The sequence below is a fragment of the Roseovarius sp. genome (assembly GCF_965277045.1).
Taxonomy (GTDB): Bacteria; Pseudomonadota; Alphaproteobacteria; order Rhodobacterales; family Rhodobacteraceae; genus Roseovarius.
The window spans coordinates 4,002,260-4,017,267 of the sequence record NZ_OZ255712.1; the positions used below are offsets into that span (position 1 = coordinate 4,002,260).

12 protein-coding genes and 1 pseudogene are annotated in these 15,008 nt (G+C 63.2%); 9 read left to right on the top strand and 4 right to left on the bottom strand.

Going from position 1 to position 15,008, the window contains the following annotated elements:
- Positions 1-496: 496 nt before the first annotated feature.
- Positions 497-622, top strand: a pseudogene (locus ACQY4V_RS19965) (LuxR C-terminal-related transcriptional regulator); the annotation flags it as partial.
- A gap of 14 nt (positions 623-636) precedes the next feature.
- Here the strand turns inward: ACQY4V_RS19965 and ACQY4V_RS19970 are convergent.
- On the bottom strand, positions 637-1,455 hold the full coding sequence (locus tag ACQY4V_RS19970; protein WP_428514756.1) for a phosphotransferase: 819 nt from the start codon (positions 1,453-1,455) through the stop codon (positions 637-639).
- A 343-nt stretch (positions 1,456-1,798) separates the two neighbouring features.
- On the opposite strand from ACQY4V_RS19970, the gene ACQY4V_RS19975 reads away from it, so the two are divergent.
- A complete protein-coding gene (locus ACQY4V_RS19975) occupies positions 1,799-3,484 on the top strand; it encodes an amidase (RefSeq protein WP_428514758.1) in 1,686 nt (561 codons plus the stop codon).
- Between the two features lie 116 nt (positions 3,485-3,600).
- Here the strand turns inward: ACQY4V_RS19975 and ACQY4V_RS19980 are convergent, their stop codons facing one another.
- A complete protein-coding gene (locus ACQY4V_RS19980) occupies positions 3,601-3,963 on the bottom strand; it encodes a cupin domain-containing protein (RefSeq protein WP_428514760.1) in 363 nt (120 codons plus the stop codon).
- 123 nt (positions 3,964-4,086) lie between these two features.
- The gene (locus ACQY4V_RS19985; RefSeq protein ID WP_428514762.1) at positions 4,087-4,974 is read right to left on the bottom strand and encodes a LysR family transcriptional regulator; all 888 of its coding nucleotides are present in this window, start codon (positions 4,972-4,974) and stop codon (positions 4,087-4,089) included.
- A 122-nt stretch (positions 4,975-5,096) separates the two neighbouring features.
- Between ACQY4V_RS19985 and ACQY4V_RS19990 the strand changes: the two genes are divergently transcribed.
- Genes ACQY4V_RS19990 through ACQY4V_RS20010 form a run of 5 tightly spaced genes read left to right on the top strand, consistent with a single transcriptional unit; the run spans position 5,097 to position 11,774 of the window.
- On the top strand, positions 5,097-6,266 hold the full coding sequence (locus ACQY4V_RS19990; protein WP_428514764.1) for a pyridoxal phosphate-dependent aminotransferase: 1,170 nt from the start codon (positions 5,097-5,099) through the stop codon (positions 6,264-6,266).
- The gene (gene amaB / locus ACQY4V_RS19995) at positions 6,263-7,765 is read left to right on the top strand and encodes an L-piperidine-6-carboxylate dehydrogenase (protein WP_428514766.1); all 1,503 of its coding nucleotides are present in this window, start codon (positions 6,263-6,265) and stop codon (positions 7,763-7,765) included. The genes ACQY4V_RS19990 and amaB overlap by 4 nt, the downstream gene beginning before the upstream one ends.
- Positions 7,762-9,030, top strand: coding sequence for an NAD(P)/FAD-dependent oxidoreductase (locus ACQY4V_RS20000; RefSeq protein WP_428514768.1), 1,269 nt, complete (start codon positions 7,762-7,764; stop codon positions 9,028-9,030). The genes amaB and ACQY4V_RS20000 overlap by 4 nt, the downstream gene beginning before the upstream one ends.
- 18 nt (positions 9,031-9,048) lie before the next feature.
- Positions 9,049-10,410 (top strand): 2-oxoadipate dioxygenase/decarboxylase HglS, encoded by a 1,362-nt coding sequence (gene hglS / locus ACQY4V_RS20005; RefSeq protein ID WP_428514770.1) that lies wholly within the window; start codon positions 9,049-9,051, stop codon positions 10,408-10,410.
- The gene (locus tag ACQY4V_RS20010; protein WP_428514772.1) at positions 10,407-11,774 is read left to right on the top strand and encodes an FAD-binding oxidoreductase; all 1,368 of its coding nucleotides are present in this window, start codon (positions 10,407-10,409) and stop codon (positions 11,772-11,774) included. Before hglS ends, ACQY4V_RS20010 begins: the two co-directional genes overlap by 4 nt.
- A 242-nt stretch (positions 11,775-12,016) precedes the next feature.
- On the opposite strand, the gene ACQY4V_RS20015 is transcribed toward ACQY4V_RS20010, so the two are convergent.
- Complete coding sequence (locus ACQY4V_RS20015) at positions 12,017-12,892, bottom strand: alpha-1,2-fucosyltransferase (RefSeq protein WP_428514774.1); 876 nt, start codon at positions 12,890-12,892, stop codon at positions 12,017-12,019.
- Positions 12,893-13,083: 191 nt separating this feature from the next.
- Between ACQY4V_RS20015 and ACQY4V_RS20020 the strand changes: the two genes are divergently transcribed.
- Entirely contained in the window at positions 13,084-14,103 is a 1,020-nt protein-coding gene (locus ACQY4V_RS20020) for a diacylglycerol/lipid kinase family protein (protein WP_428514776.1), read from the top strand.
- On the top strand, positions 14,100-14,909 hold the full coding sequence (locus tag ACQY4V_RS20025) for a metallophosphoesterase family protein (RefSeq protein WP_428514778.1): 810 nt from the start codon (positions 14,100-14,102) through the stop codon (positions 14,907-14,909). Before ACQY4V_RS20020 ends, ACQY4V_RS20025 begins: the two co-directional genes overlap by 4 nt.
- Positions 14,910-15,008 lie beyond the last annotated feature (99 nt).

Genomic DNA, 15,008 nt, shown 5'->3' on the forward strand with positions numbered 1-15,008 from the left:
GACTGTTGTGACCTGGCTGCGACGCTGGATTCCGACGCAGTCGGTTTCACTGTTCGAATTCGAAGCCGGGATGCAGCCCCGAACGCTTTTCAGCCATGCACCCGGCCAGGATCCGAACATGGTTGAATACACCAACGGGATTTACGTGCTCGACCCGATGTACAGCCTGTTCGCGGAAGATCGGTTTTTCGGTACGGTGCTGCTGGACCTTGCGGGCAGCAAGGACCGCGAGATGCCGGAAACCTTTGCGCGCTACTGGATCAAGGTGTCGGCCGACCACGAGATCGGCACGCTGATGGAGATCGGCCCCGACCGCTGTGCGCATCTGTCGATCTACGTTTCACTGGGGGACAAAGTCCAGGACGCGCTGGCCCTGATCAAGCTGGTGCACCCGGTTCTGACCCGCATGTTCCGGCGGCACCTTGTACCGCAGGTGCCTGACACCACGGCCACGGAGGCCGCGCGGCGGCGCGTGCATGCGACGGTCTCGAGGGTGATGAGCGATTTCGGGTCGGCAACGCTGACCGATCGCGAGCGGGAAATCTCGCAACTGCTGCTCAAGGGCCATTCGTCGAAATCCATTGCCCGAATCCTGGACATCTCTCCGGGCACTGCGGCGATCCACCGGTCGAACATCTACCGCAAGCTGGGCGTGACAGGCCATGGCGAGCTGTTTTCGATGTTCATCGGCAAGTTGATCAGCACCGGGCCCGCGATCATGTCGCCGAAGTCGATCAGGCCGCAGACCCGTTCGGGGTCTTCCGGCGCGATCAGGATGTTGCCGGAATGGGCGTCGCCATGGATCATCACCTGCGGCATGGCGCGCATGGTGGGCAAGCCGGTTGCGGCGAGGCGCCGGATGACGGGCGCGCAGCGAGAGCGCAGGTGGTCCGGCAGGTAGTCTTGCGAAAGCTGGCGGGATTCGAGCAAACCTTTCAGCGTGTCCCACGGCATGAAATGGGTGGCGGCGGGGTGCGAGAACCCGGTGAACGCCCGGTTGAGCCGGCCCAGCATGTGCCCGATGCCCCGAGCGACGCGGTCGCTGACATGGTTCGTCGTGTTCAGCGGGGTGCCCGGCAGGAAGCTGAGCAAGCGCAGGCTGAGGGTCTCGCCCGCGTGGGGGACAGGGACGGTCAGCGCGCCGTCGCAGGCAGGGATCATTCGGGGGACGGGAAGGGTGCCGTCCCGTGCAGCCAGGTGTTCCAGCGCGGCGATCTGAAAGTCGATCAGCGCGGGATCTTCCGTTGGATTAGCGACCTTGGCCAGATAGTCGCCATCGCTCGTGAGCAGGCGCATGTTCTGGTCCCGCTCACCGGCGAGTGGTTTGAGCGTGCCCTCGAGCCCGTAGGCCCGGCGCAGCGCCTCGGCCAGCTGGGCCGGTGGCAGGCCGGGGGGCGCAAAGCGCAGGTCTGCGACGGAAAGGGTGCCTTGGGGTGGTTTGGAAACAACTTGCATGCCCGGAAGGAAGCCGGTTCGGCGGGAATACTCAATATCTCGAATTCAATAGAGGCGGGGGGCGAGGAACGTGCTAACACGGGGGTGGAGTTGCTTCCTCGCTGTCGCGTTGTACCTATGTTTGTGCCGTTCCGCTTGTCTGCGTGGATGCGCCCGCCAACCTGGCCTGCCGAGGGATACCGCGGTCCAACATCGCGTGCGGCCTGACCGATGCAGGCCGCTTGCGGTCTGTGCCGGACGTTGACCATATTGGAGGGCCGTCTTCGGACGGCCCGGACCGTGGAAACGCTGCTAGGCCCTGCGAGCCTGCGGAGCGGCAGGCAGTTGTGACGAGGAGCGGGACATGGAGGTCGTAGAGGCTTCGATTGCAGATTTGCAGGCTGCGCTTGCTTCGGGCGAGACGACGGCCGAGGAACTGGTGTCGGTCTATCTCGCCCGTATCGCCTGTTACGATCACGGCGGGATACGGCTGAACGCCGTGCCGTTGCTGAACCCGGATGCCCTTACAGAGGCGCGGGAGTCGGATGCGCGCCGGGCCGCGGGGCGAGTATTGTCGGCGTTCGACGGTATCCCCTATACCGCCAAGGACAGCTACAAGGTGCGCGGCATGACCGTGGCCAGCGGCTCGCCGGCCTTTGAGGATCTTGTCGCCAGCGAAGACGCGTTCGTCATCTCCCGACTGCGTGCGGCGGGGGCGATCCTGATCGGTTTGACGAACATGCCGCCAAGGGCCAATGGCGGGATGCAGCGCGGGCTCTACGGGCGGGCCGAGTCCCCGTATAATGCCGACTTCCTGACGGCGGCCTTCGCCTCGGGTTCTTCGAACGGCTCGGGCACCGCGACGGCGGCAAGCTTCGCGGCGTTCGGCCTGGGCGAAGAGACATGGTCGAGCGGGCGGGCCCCTGCCGCGAACAACGCATTATGCGCCTACACCCCCAGTCGTGGCGTGATTTCTGTTCGCGGTAACTGGCCGCTCATTCCGACCATGGACGTGGTCGTGCCGCATACCAGAAGCATGGGGGACATGTTGTCACTGCTTGACGTGATTGTCGCCGACGATCCCGAGACCGAGGGCGATTTCTGGCGAATGCAGCCGTGGGTGCCGATACCGGCGGCGTCAGAGGTTCGGCCAGAGTGCTATTCGGCCCTGGCCGATAGCGCGACGCTGAAAGGCCGACGCTTCGCCCTGCCTGCGATGTACGTCAACGCGGACCCGGAGGCGGGGACCATCCCCGCAGGCGGGATCGGCGGCCTGACCGGGCAACGCATCGAGACCCGGCCGTCATTCGTGCGCCTTATGGAGCGTGCGTGCGCTGCATTGAAGGCCGCGGGGGCACAGGTGATCAGGACCGACTTTCCGCTTGTCACGAGATACGAGGGCGACCGCCCAGGGGCGCCTACGATCCGCACCCGCGGTCTTGTTCCTGACGCCTTCCTGGATCGCGAAGTCCGGGACCTGTCGGCCTGGTCGTGGGACACGTTCCTGCGCCTGAATGCGGATCCGCGTCTGAGTCGCCTGAGCGACGTCGACGGGGACCGGATATTTCCGCGACCCGACGGGGCCTTGCCGGATCGCTATCTCGGGTTCGATCACGACATTGCCGAATACCCGGCCATTGCGCGCGCGCAGGCGGTTGAAGATTTCCGGGACATCCCTTGGCTCGCGGAGGGGCTCGAGGGGCTGGAGGCGACGCGGCGCGAAGACCTGGAGGCCTGGATGGACGCGCTTGGACTGGACGCGGTGATTTTCCCGGCAGTCGCAGATATCGGGCCAGCCGATGCCGACGTTGTCCCCGCCTCGGCCGATCTGGCACGGCGAAACGGCACCTGGGTCGCGAACGGAAACCTGGCGATCCGCCATTGCGGCGTTCCCACGGTCACCGTGCCGATGGGTATTGCGGATGACATCGGGATGCCGGTCGGCCTTACGTTTGCGGGACGGGGCTGGTCCGACAACGACCTCCTCTCCTACGCCAGTGCGTTCGAGGCAACCGGCCGCTATCGCGTTCCTCCACCGAGGACGCCTTGAGGGTACGCTGCCTTTGGGCGCGAAGGAAAACGGTGGGTACCATTTCGTATTTGGCGGAGTGTGCCGAACTGGGCGGCATGGGGTAACGCAGACTTGTGAAAACGAAAGAAGGCCTGTCAGCCGGGCGAGAACTTCAGCAGCACCAGCGCGCCCGATTTGCTGCCTGCGGTGTGCATGGTGCCGGGTGCGCGGATGATGAGGTCGCCCGGCACATAGCTGTTCTCGTCATCATGGAATGACCCTTCCAGAACGTAGATTTCTTCGACCGTTTCATGTGCGTGGGCCTCGGAAAACGCGCCCGGGGCAATTTTCATCAGCATTGTCATATCGCCCGACGAGGATTCGTAGAGGGGTTTCGTTTCGAACCCCTTTGTGCCGGTTTCCTGCCAATCCAGGGCGGACTGGTTCAGATACGCCGTGCCGGAAGCAGGGCGGTCCAGTGTTGCGGCGGCCCCTGTCGGCTGGAATTGGTCTGCCATGCTTGTATCCCGTTTGCTGAGGTTCGAAGAATGCTACTGAAGGGCGGGTGAAACATCAAATGTCGCGGCAGATTTTCCGCCTGCATTGAACGGCTGCGCCAGGCCGGTGCGCGCCGGCGCATCTCAGCGTTGGACTTCTGCCAGCCAGTTCACGAACAAATCCCGGGGTTGATGGTTCGGTTCATCTTTGGGCCAGACGAAATAGTAGGTGCCGATGCTGGTTTTGCTTTCCGACCAAAGCGCCACCAGTTTGCCATCCTGCAATTCGTTCTCGACCAGGTAGGTGGGCAACAGTGCCGCGCCCATGTCGTGAATCGCGGCCTGGATCATCGAAGCGAACTGATCGAAGAGCATTCCGGCAGGGCATTTGAGGTCTTCTCCAAGCGCCCTGGCCCAGTTTTCCCACGCGTCCGGGCGTGTGTCGAGGTGGAGAAGCGGTAGCGAGAACACGTCGCTTACCGTGGTGCCGCGAAGTGCTCCGGCCACTTTCGGCGATGCCACGGGGACGACATATTCGCGCATGAGTTCGTGGTAGGCCACGTCGGACCAGTCCTTCTGGCCGAAATGGATGGCTCCGTGAAAGGGTTCGACGGCGAAGTCGAAAGGTCTCAGCCTGGTGCTGAGATTCACGGTGACCTCGGGGTGACGCGCCACGAAATCGGGTAGTTTCGGGGCCAGCCAGCGGACGCCGAAGGCCGGGAGCATCGCGATGTTAAGCTGCCCGCCGGCGGGATTTGCCTTGAGGCGCAGGCTTGCCGTTCCGATCTGGTCCAGCGCGGCCCTGACCTGGGTGCAATAGGTCCGCGCGGCCGGCAGGAACTTGATGCTTTTCTTGTCGCGCATGAAGAGCGGGGTTTCGAGGTACTCCTCGAGAAGTTTAAGCTGGCGGCTGACGGCGCTTTGGGTCACGCCCAGTTCAAGGCCGGTTTGCGTGACATTTCCCGTCCGCTCGAAGGACTCCAGAGCGCGCAGCGCGGACATCGGGGGCAGGAAACGTTTTGGGTTGGGCATGGGTATGAGGCTTTCGCATGACTTATACGATAATTTCGTTTCACATACCGGCTCGCTCCATGTCAAACACCGCCTTGAATCAGGAGCGGTTTATGCTGAAAAAAGCTGACAGAATCGATGGAATGGCGCTTTCGGAGATTGTTGCAATCTCCGAGGAAGCCGCGCGTCTGCGTGCCGAAGGGCATGACGTTTTGGCATTAAGCACGGGGGAGCCCGACTTTCCGACGCCGCCCCACATTTGCGACGCGGCTTACAGGGCGATGCAGGACGGCCAGACGCGTTATCCGCCCACCGCCGGCACCGCCGCGCTGCGCGCCGCCATTGCCGAGAAGGCTGGGGTCGAGCCGGGCAATGTCATTGTCGCCACCGGCGCGAAACAGGTGCTGGCCGACATCTTCCTGGCGACGCTGAACGCCGGGGACGAGGTCATCGTGCCGGCGCCGTACTGGACGAGCTATTCCGACATCGTCGCCTTGTCGGGCGGTGAAACGGTCCTTGTGCGATGTGGGGCCGAGGCGGGGTTCAAGATGACGCCGGCGCAGCTCGAGGCCGCGATCACGCCGCGCACGCGCTGGGTGCTGCTCAATTCGCCGTCGAATCCCTCGGGCGCTGTCTATACCGCCGCCGAACTGGCCGCCCTCGGACAGGTCCTGGCGCGGCATCCCCATGTCTGGATCGCCTCCGACGAGATTTACGACCTGATCTGCTATGTGCCCTTTGCGTCGTTCCGCGAGGCCTGCCCCGATCTGGCAGGGCGCACCATCGTGATCAACGGCGTGTCGAAAGCCCATGCCATGACGGGCTGGCGGATCGGCTGGGGCATTGCGCCGGCGGATCTGGTCAAGGCCATGCTGGCCGTGCAGGGGCAGATCACATCGGGCGCCTGCTCGATCGCGCAGGCCGCCGCATTGGAAGCGGTCACGGGGGAGCAGAGCCATATCCCGGAGCGCCGGGACGCGTTCCGCGACCGCCGCGATTTCGTGGTGGCCGCGATTGATGCCATTCCCGGGATTTCCTGCCCGATGCCAGACGGGGCCTTCTACGTTTTCCCGTCCTGCGAGGCGGTACTTGGGCAAGTCACACCGGACGGAAAGTTGCTGGAGACGGATGCGGACTTCTGCGCCTACGTCCTGGCTGCGACGGGGCTTGCCATCGTGCCCGGCCGCGCCTTCGGGTTGCCGGGGCACTTCCGTCTTTCCTACGCCTACGCGCGCGCCGATCTCGAGGATGGTTGCGCACGTCTGAACCGGGCCGTCGCCGGCCTGATCCCGAACCAAAGGACAGCTTCATGAAATACCAAGACATTCTCGACGCCTGCGGCCTGACGGCCGCGCAAACCACCGGCGGTACGCTTTCGGTCACCACCCCTGTGGATGGCAGCGAAATCGCCCGGGTTCCGATGCACACGGTGGCCGACGCGGAAGCCGCCATCGCCAGGGGCGTCGAGGCGTTCAACGCGTGGCGCAAGGTGCCGGCGCCGCGGCGCGGGGAACTGGTGCGCCTTCTGGGCGAAGAGCTGCGCCGCGAAAAGGAGAACCTTGGCCGCCTCGTGTCGCTGGAATGCGGCAAGATCTACCAAGAGGGGCTGGGCGAGGTTCAGGAGATGATCGACATCTGCGACTTCGCGGTCGGCCTGTCGCGGCAGCTTTACGGTCTGACCATCGCATCCGAGCGTCCCGGGCACTCCATGCGCGAAACCTGGCATCCGCTCGGGGTTTGCGGCGTCATCACCGCGTTCAACTTCCCGGCCGCGCCGTGGTGCTGGAATGCCGCGCTTGCACTGGTGTGCGGCGATCCGGTTCTTGCCAAGCCGTCGGAAAAAACGCCGCTGACCCAGCTTGCAATCCAGGAAATCTGCGACCGGGCCATGAAGGCATTCGGCGACGATGCGCCCGACGGCCTGATCCAGAGCCTGATCGGCGAGCGTGACCTGGGCGAGGTTCTGACCGCTTCCGGCGATGTCGCGATCATCTCGGCCACGGGGTCCGTGCCCATGGGCAAGGCGGTCGCGGCGGATATGTCCAAGCGTCTGGGCAAGACGATCCTCGAACTGGGCGGGAACAACGCGATGATCGTGGCCCCGTCCGCGGATCTGGAAATGGCCGTGCGCGCGATTGTCTTTTCGGCCGTCGGCACCGCGGGTCAACGCTGCACCTCGCTGCGCCGGCTGATCGTTCACGAAGACATCTACGACGAGCTGATCCCGCGTCTGACCAAGGTCTATGAAGGGCTTTCCATCGGCAGCCCGCTGGAACAGGGCACTCTTGTCGGTCCTCTTATCGACGCAGGCGCGATGACGGCGATGGAAAAGGCGCTGGAACAGGCCAAGGCGGAAGGCGGCACCGTGCATGGCGGCGGTCGGGCGCTGACGGATCAGTACCCCGATGCGGCCTATGCGGCGCCAGCCATCGTCGAGATGCCGGAGCAGAGCGCGATCGTGCACACGGAAACCTTTGCGCCCATCCTTTACGTGGTGAAGTACAAGGACCTCGATGAGGCCATCGGGATGCAGAATGCCGTGCCGCAGGGGCTGTCCTCGTGCATTTTTTCGACCGATGTGCGCGAGACCGAGCATTTCCTGTCGGCCCAGGGGTCTGACTGTGGCATCGCCAACGTCAATATCGGCCCGTCCGGTGCGGAAATCGGCGGGGCGTTCGGCGGTGAAAAGGAAACCGGTGGCGGTCGCGAGAGCGGATCGGACGCGTGGCGCGCCTATATGCGCCGTCAGACCAGCACGGTGAACTACTCGCGCGAACTTCCCCTGGCGCAGGGCATTTCGTTCGAGATATGACACACGCCCCGCGCCTGGACAGCCTGTGGTCCGAAACGGCCCCCGAACGTATCCGCTACGCGCCTTTGAGCGAGTCGATCACCGTCGATGTCGTGGTGATCGGCGGCGGGTTCACCGGGGTGTCGGCGGCCTATCATCTGGCCGCCGGGGGCGCTTCGGTGGCGCTCCTGGAGGCGCGGACGATCGGGTTCGGCGGGTCGGGGCGCAATGTGGGGCTTGTCAACGCCGGGCTCTGGACGCCGCCGGACGACGTGGAAGGAAAGATCGGAAAGACCACCGGCAGGCAGCTGAACGAATTGCTGGCTGGTGGGCCTTCTGCCGTGTTCGACCTGATCGAAAAGCACCAGATCCGGTGCGAGGCGACGCGGCAGGGCACGCTGCACTGTGCCCACTCGCAGGCCGGTCTGCGCGACCTGGAAAACCGATTTGCCCAGCAGGAGGCACGGGGCGCGCCGGTCAAGCTGCTCGATGCGGCCGAAACTGCGCGGCGCATTGGCAGCGCGGCTTACTGCGGTGCGCTCTGGGACGGACGGGCCGGTACCATCCAGCCCCTGGCCTATGTTCAGGGGCTGGCCGGCGCGGCAGAAGGGCAGGGGGCGCAGATCTTTGAAGAGACAAGCGCCCTGAGCATGACGGAGAGCGGCGAAGGGTGGACCGTCCGAACGGCACAAGGCGAGGTCCGTGCGACGCGGCTCATCCAGGCGACCAATGCCTATGGCGCGGGCGCGGCGGACGATAACGCGATCATCCCTGCGCACTTCTTCCAGTTGGCCACGTCGCCCCTGCCGGACGACGTGCGGCACAGCATCCTGGCCGGTGGCGAAGGGTGTTGGGACACGGCGTTGGTCATGTCGGCCTTTCGCCTTGATCAGGCGGGGCGGATGATCTTTGGCGCGCTCGGCAATCTCGAGGGGTTCGGCGGGGCATTCCACCGCGGATGGGCGCACCGCAAGCTGACCAGGCTGTTTCCCCAGTTGAAGAATATTCCGTTCGAAAAGGAATGGACCGGCCGCATCGCGATGACCGGAACACATTTGCCGCGCATCGAACGCCGTGGAAAGACCGGCATCTCCATCTTCGGCTACAGCGGGCGGGGCATCTGCCCCGGGACGCTGTTTGGCAGGGCCGCTGCGGACTGGGCGCTTGGCACTGGTGACCTGCCGTTGCCGATCTGCGATCCGCAATCCGAAAGCTACGCCGCCGTGAAGGGTCTCTACTACGAGACAGGCGCGACTCTTACCCATTTTACCAACGGGCGCTTCTAGGCGCAGGAGGACGAAAAGATGACCGTATCCCCAAACCAGATCCGTGCGGATTTTTCCGCGGCGATGTCGGAAATGTATCGCAAGGAGGTGCCCGCCTACGGCACGCTTGTCGAGATCGTGGAGACTGTGAACGCGGATGTGCTGGATCGCGACGACAACGCGCTGGCGCTGACCCCGGGCGAAGATACGAACCGGATCAGCGCGGAACGCCACGGTGCGATCCGGCTGGGCACCGCGGAAGAGCTTGCCATGATGGGGCGCGTCTTTGCCGTCATGGGGATGGAGCCGGTCGGATACTACGATCTTTCGGTCGCGTCGGTGCCGGTTCACTCCACGGCATTCCGTCCGATTGGCCGTGACGCCCTGGCCGAGAACCCGTTTCGCGTTTTCACCTCTCTTCTGCGGCTGGAGTTGATCGAGGATGACGCTTTGCGCGACAAGGCCGCGGCCACGCTGGCGCGTCGGCAAATCTTCACGGACGGCGCTGTCGCCCTGACCGAGAAGGCCGAAGCCGAAGGGGGGCTGGATACCGCGGATGCCGCACGTTTCGTGGCCGAGGTGCTGGAGACGTTCCGCTGGCATCCGGAGGCCTGTGTCGACGATGCCACCTTTGCAGAGTTGATCGGCGCGCATCGCCTGATCGCCGACGTGGTCTCGTTCAAGGGGCCGCACATCAATCATCTGACGCCCCGGACGCTGGACATCGACGCGGCCCAGGCCCAGATGGTGGCCAAGGGCCTGCCGGCCAAGGCCATCGTGGAAGGCCCGCCGCGGCGCGACTGCCCGATCCTGCTCAGGCAAACGGCGTTCAAGGCGCTGAATGAAGCGATCCGCTTTCCCGTGGACGGCGGGTGGGAAGAGGGGCAGCACACTGCCCGGTTCGGCGAGATCGAACAACGCGGCGTGGCGCTGACATCCAAGGGGCGCGCGCTCTATGACAGTTTGCTGGCGGAGGTGCGTGCGGACATCCTGCCGGCCGCCGACGGGTCGAACGCGGAGGACTACGTGGCCAGGCTTGAAGAGGGTTTTGCGGCCTTCCCCGACACCTGGCGCGAATTGCACGATCGTGACCTTGCCTATTTCAAGTACGGTATTGGGCAAGGCGCCGCGACGGGCGAGGATCTTGACGCGCTGCTCGACGCGGGTGCGCTGACGATCAGCCCGATAATCTATGAAGATTTCCTGCCGGTCAGCGCGGCGGGGATCTTCCAGTCGAACCTTGGCGACGAGGCCCGCAGCGGAAACCAGACCGCGTCGAGCCGCGAGGCGTTCGAAGCGGCCCTCGGCAAGCGGGTCACCGATGAATTCGAGCTTTACGAGGCGATGCGGGCCGCCTCCTATACTGCCGCGCTGGAACAGTTGAACTCGAGCGCGGCATGATGCTGCCCGAGGGCATCAAGGCGATCACCGCGCCAGCGGAGATGGACGCGTATCTGCGAGGGGTCCGGGGTGAGATCGGTACCAGCCCCGCTGTCCTGTTGCCGGAAACGACGGAGGAAGTGGCGCAGTGCATGCGCCATCTTCAGACGTCCGACACGCCTTTTGTCGCGCAGTCGGGCAACACTGGCCTGGTCGGTGCGTCGGTCCCCGATGACACCGGCACCCAAGCTGTTCTCAGCCTGTCGCGCCTGCGCGAGACCTTCGACCTGGACGTTGCCAACCGCTCGCTCCGGGTCAGCGCCGGCTTTCGCCTGTCGGAGGTCAATGACCGCCTGGCGGAGCACGGGCTGTTCTTTCCCATCGACCTGGGCTCGGACCCCATGATCGGGGGCATGGTGGCGACCAACACCGGCGGCGGGCGTTTCCTGCGCTACGGGGATGTGCGTCGCAATACGCTTGGGCTTACGGTGGTGTCGCAGGGCGAGGTGCTGCAGCTTGGCAGCCCTGTGCGCAAGGACAACACCGGCCCGGACTGGAAGCAGATGCACATCGGAAGCTGCGGCTGGTTCGGCACCATTACCGAGGCGATCCTGAACGTCGAGCCTGTCGTTGCCGAACAGGCCACCGCTCTTGTCGTGCCGTCCTGCGATGCCGTGATGCTGACCTTGCTGCGCCATCTGGAACTGCGCGTCGGGCCTTTCTTGTCGGCATTCGAGTTCATGTCGCGTGCCGCAATGGCGCATAGCTTTGACCATGCGCCATCCCTGAAGAACCCGTTCGCCAGAGGCGAGATTCCGGAAACCGCCCTGCTGATCGAGTTGTCCCGCCCCACCAAGGCCCCCTGGGACACGCCATTGGACGAGGTTCTTGAGGCCGTGCTGTCCGAAGCGTGGGACCTGCCCGAGGCGCCGTTGGAGGACGCACTGTTCGGCCGGCCCGAGGAAATCTGGGCGCTGCGCCATGCGCTGTCGGAAGGGGTGAAAGCGGCAGGGCCGCTGATCGCCTTTGACCTTGGGTTCACTCGGGACAAGGTGATCGCGTTCCGAACCGAGATGACCCGCAAACTGGCCGAGGACTTTGCGATGATGGAGGTTTGCGATTTCGGCCACCTGGGCGATGGCGGTCTGCATTTCAACCTGGTGAAAACCGATGGTGCGGTGGACGGGGCCTTCGAACAAGAGCTGCGGGATTATGTTGTGGACCATGCCGTGACTGCGTTCGGCGGATCATTCAGCGCGGAGCATGGGATCGGCCCGAAGAACATCAGGTACCTGCAAAGAGAACGGCGTATCAGCGGGCTTGCGGAAGCGGATTTGGCAGGTCGGGGATGGTCTGCACTACGGACTGACGGCTTGCAAGCTTAAGTCCCATAGGCGCTGACGTCAGACACGCGATGACACAGATCGGATTCGATCCGACGGACCCGTTCCCGGACGGCTTCACCCTATCCGATACCTGGGGCGGATGACATGGCGGCGGAGCTGAAAGCACGTGACGGACAGTGGGCAGCCATGGCCACTGTCGTGTCGCGGTGCTGTTGAGAGGCGTTGTTTGCGGCATAGACATGCGAAATGCAGGGCACAGGCAGCACGGCCTAAGTGATTTCCTAAACGTCCAAGACGATAACGTTTTTATCATCTTGGCTGAAAAGAGCGTGGGAACTTGGCTCGACAATCAGGCGGGACGGATCTCCGAGTAACCTGGCGTATTTCCCAAAGGCTCCTTGCGAGCTGACAAATGACTGGCATTGGGACATAAGATACAAGTCCACGAAGCCCCGGTCTGAACCATTGTTGTCAACAACGACGTAAGAGGTTTCAGTTCCCAGGGCTCTGCCGATATTCTCTTTCACCCAGTCCGGCTCGTCCGAGAAGAAGTAATACGTTGTACCTTCATGTCGGGCGCCAACTTCAGCGATGGCTCTTGTGAAGTAATCCGGACCCAGGGCCTTGCCGTAGTGCTGATGATCATTCGAAAGATCCCCTCGACGAACGTGGACACCGCAGGTGTTGGGCTCTCGCTTGGTCTGCTCCAGCAGTTCCAGGTCTTCTTTCGAGAAGTAGGAGTCGTCGGGTGAAAAGCTTTCGGTCAGAAGTTTCTGGTGTTTGACGACCAGCTTCCAGCGGTCATAGAAACCGCCGAGATAGGCGGGTGCCATGACTGTCGTAGGGTCCCCCTCCGTAAAGTTGTTCAATTTTTTCAGAACGGTTCTTTCGAACTTCGAAGCCTCAACAAGGTTCAGGGACGGAAAAGCCTTCGGGAAATCAAGATTCCTCGGAAACCGGCCATTCAGGTCCATGCCGTTGGATCTGAACCATGAGTTGTCGAATTTAACGTCGTACCCTAGGCCTGATAACTCGTGACCAAGCGCCCAGAAACCGATCTGGCTGGCCAGCCCGCCTTCATTGCGAATGACGACGAGGTTGTCTTCGGTAAATAACTTGCCTAGCGCGTTGAGCATGTGTCGGCGGACGGTTGTCATGGAATTCTTGTTAATCCTCAGGGCCTGAAGTTTGCAGGATTGTCCGGATATCCAGGACCTGGAAAGCGGAGTGGTCAAATGGACGTCATGCACATCTCCTGTCAAGAGGTCGACCCGCGCCTTTCGCGGTTGCATCGGCGCATCCCGGGATTCCCTGCGCGGTAAAGCGCGGAGAAAAGGACGCTCCCCCTTTGGCCAAAGGAACAGATGCCGCCCTTCCGCAGTTGGGCCTGGTGACGCCCCGGGCAGGAGGCCCGGCAATACAAAAGACCCCAAAACGCTTGAAAGCCGATATGTCTCACATCGTGATCCTGAACACCGACTCTGGAAAGGGCGACGCCAATCCAGATGCCGATACGATCGAAGAATTGTTCAAGGCGCGTGGGACGCCCGTGACGATCGTACCGGTTTCCAGCGGCGACGACCTTTCGGCGAAGGTGGCGCAGGTCATCGAAGAGTCCGGGGTCGAGTGCGTTGTTGCCGCGGGCGGCGACGGGACCATCTGTGCGGTCGCTGGCGCGCTCGCCGACAGCGGCATCGATCTTGGCGTGCTTCCGTTCGGAACGTTCAACTATTTCGCAAGGCGGTTCGGCATTCCCGAGGACGCGGAAGAAGCCGTGGACGCAATTTGCCGTGGACGGGGGGAGAAGATCGATCTGGGCTGTGTCAACGGACGTGTCTTCATCAACAATGCGAGCATCGGTCTGTATCCGACGATCCTGAAGGAGCGAGAGAGCGTCTATCAGCGTTGGGGACGTTCGAGGCTGGCCGCGTACTGGTCGGTACTTGTTGCGATGGTCACCGTCTATCGGCCGCTGACGATGCGCATTGAGGTCGACGGAGAGTTGCAAAGCGCAAAGGCTCCGACGTTGTTCGTCGCGATGAGTGCGTATCAACTGGATGAATTCGAAATCGAGGGTGCGGACGCGGTTCGGGCCGGCAAGTTCGCGATTTTGCTGGCGCCGGATGTCGGGCGGTTCATGCTTGTCTGGAAAGCCCTGCTTGTTGCGTTGCACGATGTGCGCAAAGGCCGGGATTTCACCTTGCTCACTGGCGAGCACGCAACGGTAGAGATCAGGCGTTCGGCGCGGGATGTCGCCCTGGACGGGGAAAGACACCGAATGAAGGCGCCGTTCAAGTTCAGCATCCTGAAGGACGCCATCACCGTCCGGGTTCCCGCGGTCGCAAGCAAGCCGGATGCGGCTGAATGACACGACTCGTTCAGATCAGTGATCTGCATTTCGGTCGGGAGGATCCCGACCTGCTGGAGCCGCTCCGGACGGCGATAGGAGCAGCGGCCCCGGATATGGTGGTCATGGCCGGCGATTTCGTCCAGCGCGCCCGGGCCTCGCAGTTCCGGCCGGCGGCTGACTTCATGAACTCGCTCGGCCGACCATGGCTGGGTGTGCCGGGCAACCACGACATCCCGCTGTACAATCTGCTATTGAGGGCCTGGGACCCCTTTCGACGGTACAGGCGCTGGATTTGCCAGGAGCTTGCCCCGACGGTCGATCTTGGAGAGGTCAGGGTGGTGGGTCTGAACACGACGGACCCGTGGGCGCATCAGCGGGGGCGTGTCGCGGAGGCCGATGTGCACAGAATTGGTGAGGCCATTTCCGCGCCTCGGGCCGGCCTGACCGTGATCGCGGCACACCATCCGTTTCACCATACCGAAGATATCGAGAAAGATCTAATGGTCGGCGCCTCGGACGCGCTGGAACACTGGGCGCGATGCGGGCCTCATATCATCATGTCGGGCCACCTGCATCAATGGCTCGTGGAACCGTTCGTGCGCCGCAAGGGCGCTGACATGACCCTGCAATTGCACTGCGGCACCGGCCTATCGACACGTCGGCGGGGCCATCCGAACGATTTCGCGGTGCTGGACTGCAATGCCGACGATGTCACCATCACGAGAATGGTCGCCGAGGGCGGCGAGTTTCAACAGTCTGCCCGCACCCGGTACGTGGTCGGGGATCATGGCTGGCAAAGAGAGGGCGCGCAAATCGAGCGGTGATTGACAGAAGTATGACTTCGGTTGGGATGCCGACTTGAAGGATTGTGGCAACGGCGTACATCACGAAGGCGCGCCTGTGGTTTGTTGGCACCGCGGTAT

What these genes read in the sequence shown, in the direction of transcription:
- ACQY4V_RS20000 (WP_428514768.1), top strand. Translation starts at nt 7,762, where the DNA reads ATGACACACGCCCCGCGCCTGGACAGCCTGTGGTCCGAAACGGCCCCC.
- ACQY4V_RS19980 (WP_428514760.1), bottom strand. Translation starts at nt 3,963, where the DNA reads ATGGCAGACCAATTCCAGCCGACAGGGGCCGCCGCAACACTGGACCGC.
- ACQY4V_RS20010 (WP_428514772.1), top strand. Translation starts at nt 10,407, where the DNA reads ATGATGCTGCCCGAGGGCATCAAGGCGATCACCGCGCCAGCGGAGATG.
- ACQY4V_RS19975 (WP_428514758.1), top strand. Translation starts at nt 1,799, where the DNA reads ATGGAGGTCGTAGAGGCTTCGATTGCAGATTTGCAGGCTGCGCTTGCT.
- ACQY4V_RS19990 (WP_428514764.1), top strand. Translation starts at nt 5,097, where the DNA reads ATGGCGCTTTCGGAGATTGTTGCAATCTCCGAGGAAGCCGCGCGTCTG.
- ACQY4V_RS20025 (WP_428514778.1), top strand. Translation starts at nt 14,100, where the DNA reads ATGACACGACTCGTTCAGATCAGTGATCTGCATTTCGGTCGGGAGGAT.
- hglS (WP_428514770.1), top strand. Translation starts at nt 9,049, where the DNA reads ATGACCGTATCCCCAAACCAGATCCGTGCGGATTTTTCCGCGGCGATG.
- ACQY4V_RS19985 (WP_428514762.1), bottom strand. Translation starts at nt 4,974, where the DNA reads ATGCCCAACCCAAAACGTTTCCTGCCCCCGATGTCCGCGCTGCGCGCT.
- amaB (WP_428514766.1), top strand. Translation starts at nt 6,263, where the DNA reads ATGAAATACCAAGACATTCTCGACGCCTGCGGCCTGACGGCCGCGCAA.
- ACQY4V_RS20015 (WP_428514774.1), bottom strand. Translation starts at nt 12,892, where the DNA reads ATGACAACCGTCCGCCGACACATGCTCAACGCGCTAGGCAAGTTATTT.
- ACQY4V_RS19970 (WP_428514756.1), bottom strand. Translation starts at nt 1,455, where the DNA reads ATGCAAGTTGTTTCCAAACCACCCCAAGGCACCCTTTCCGTCGCAGAC.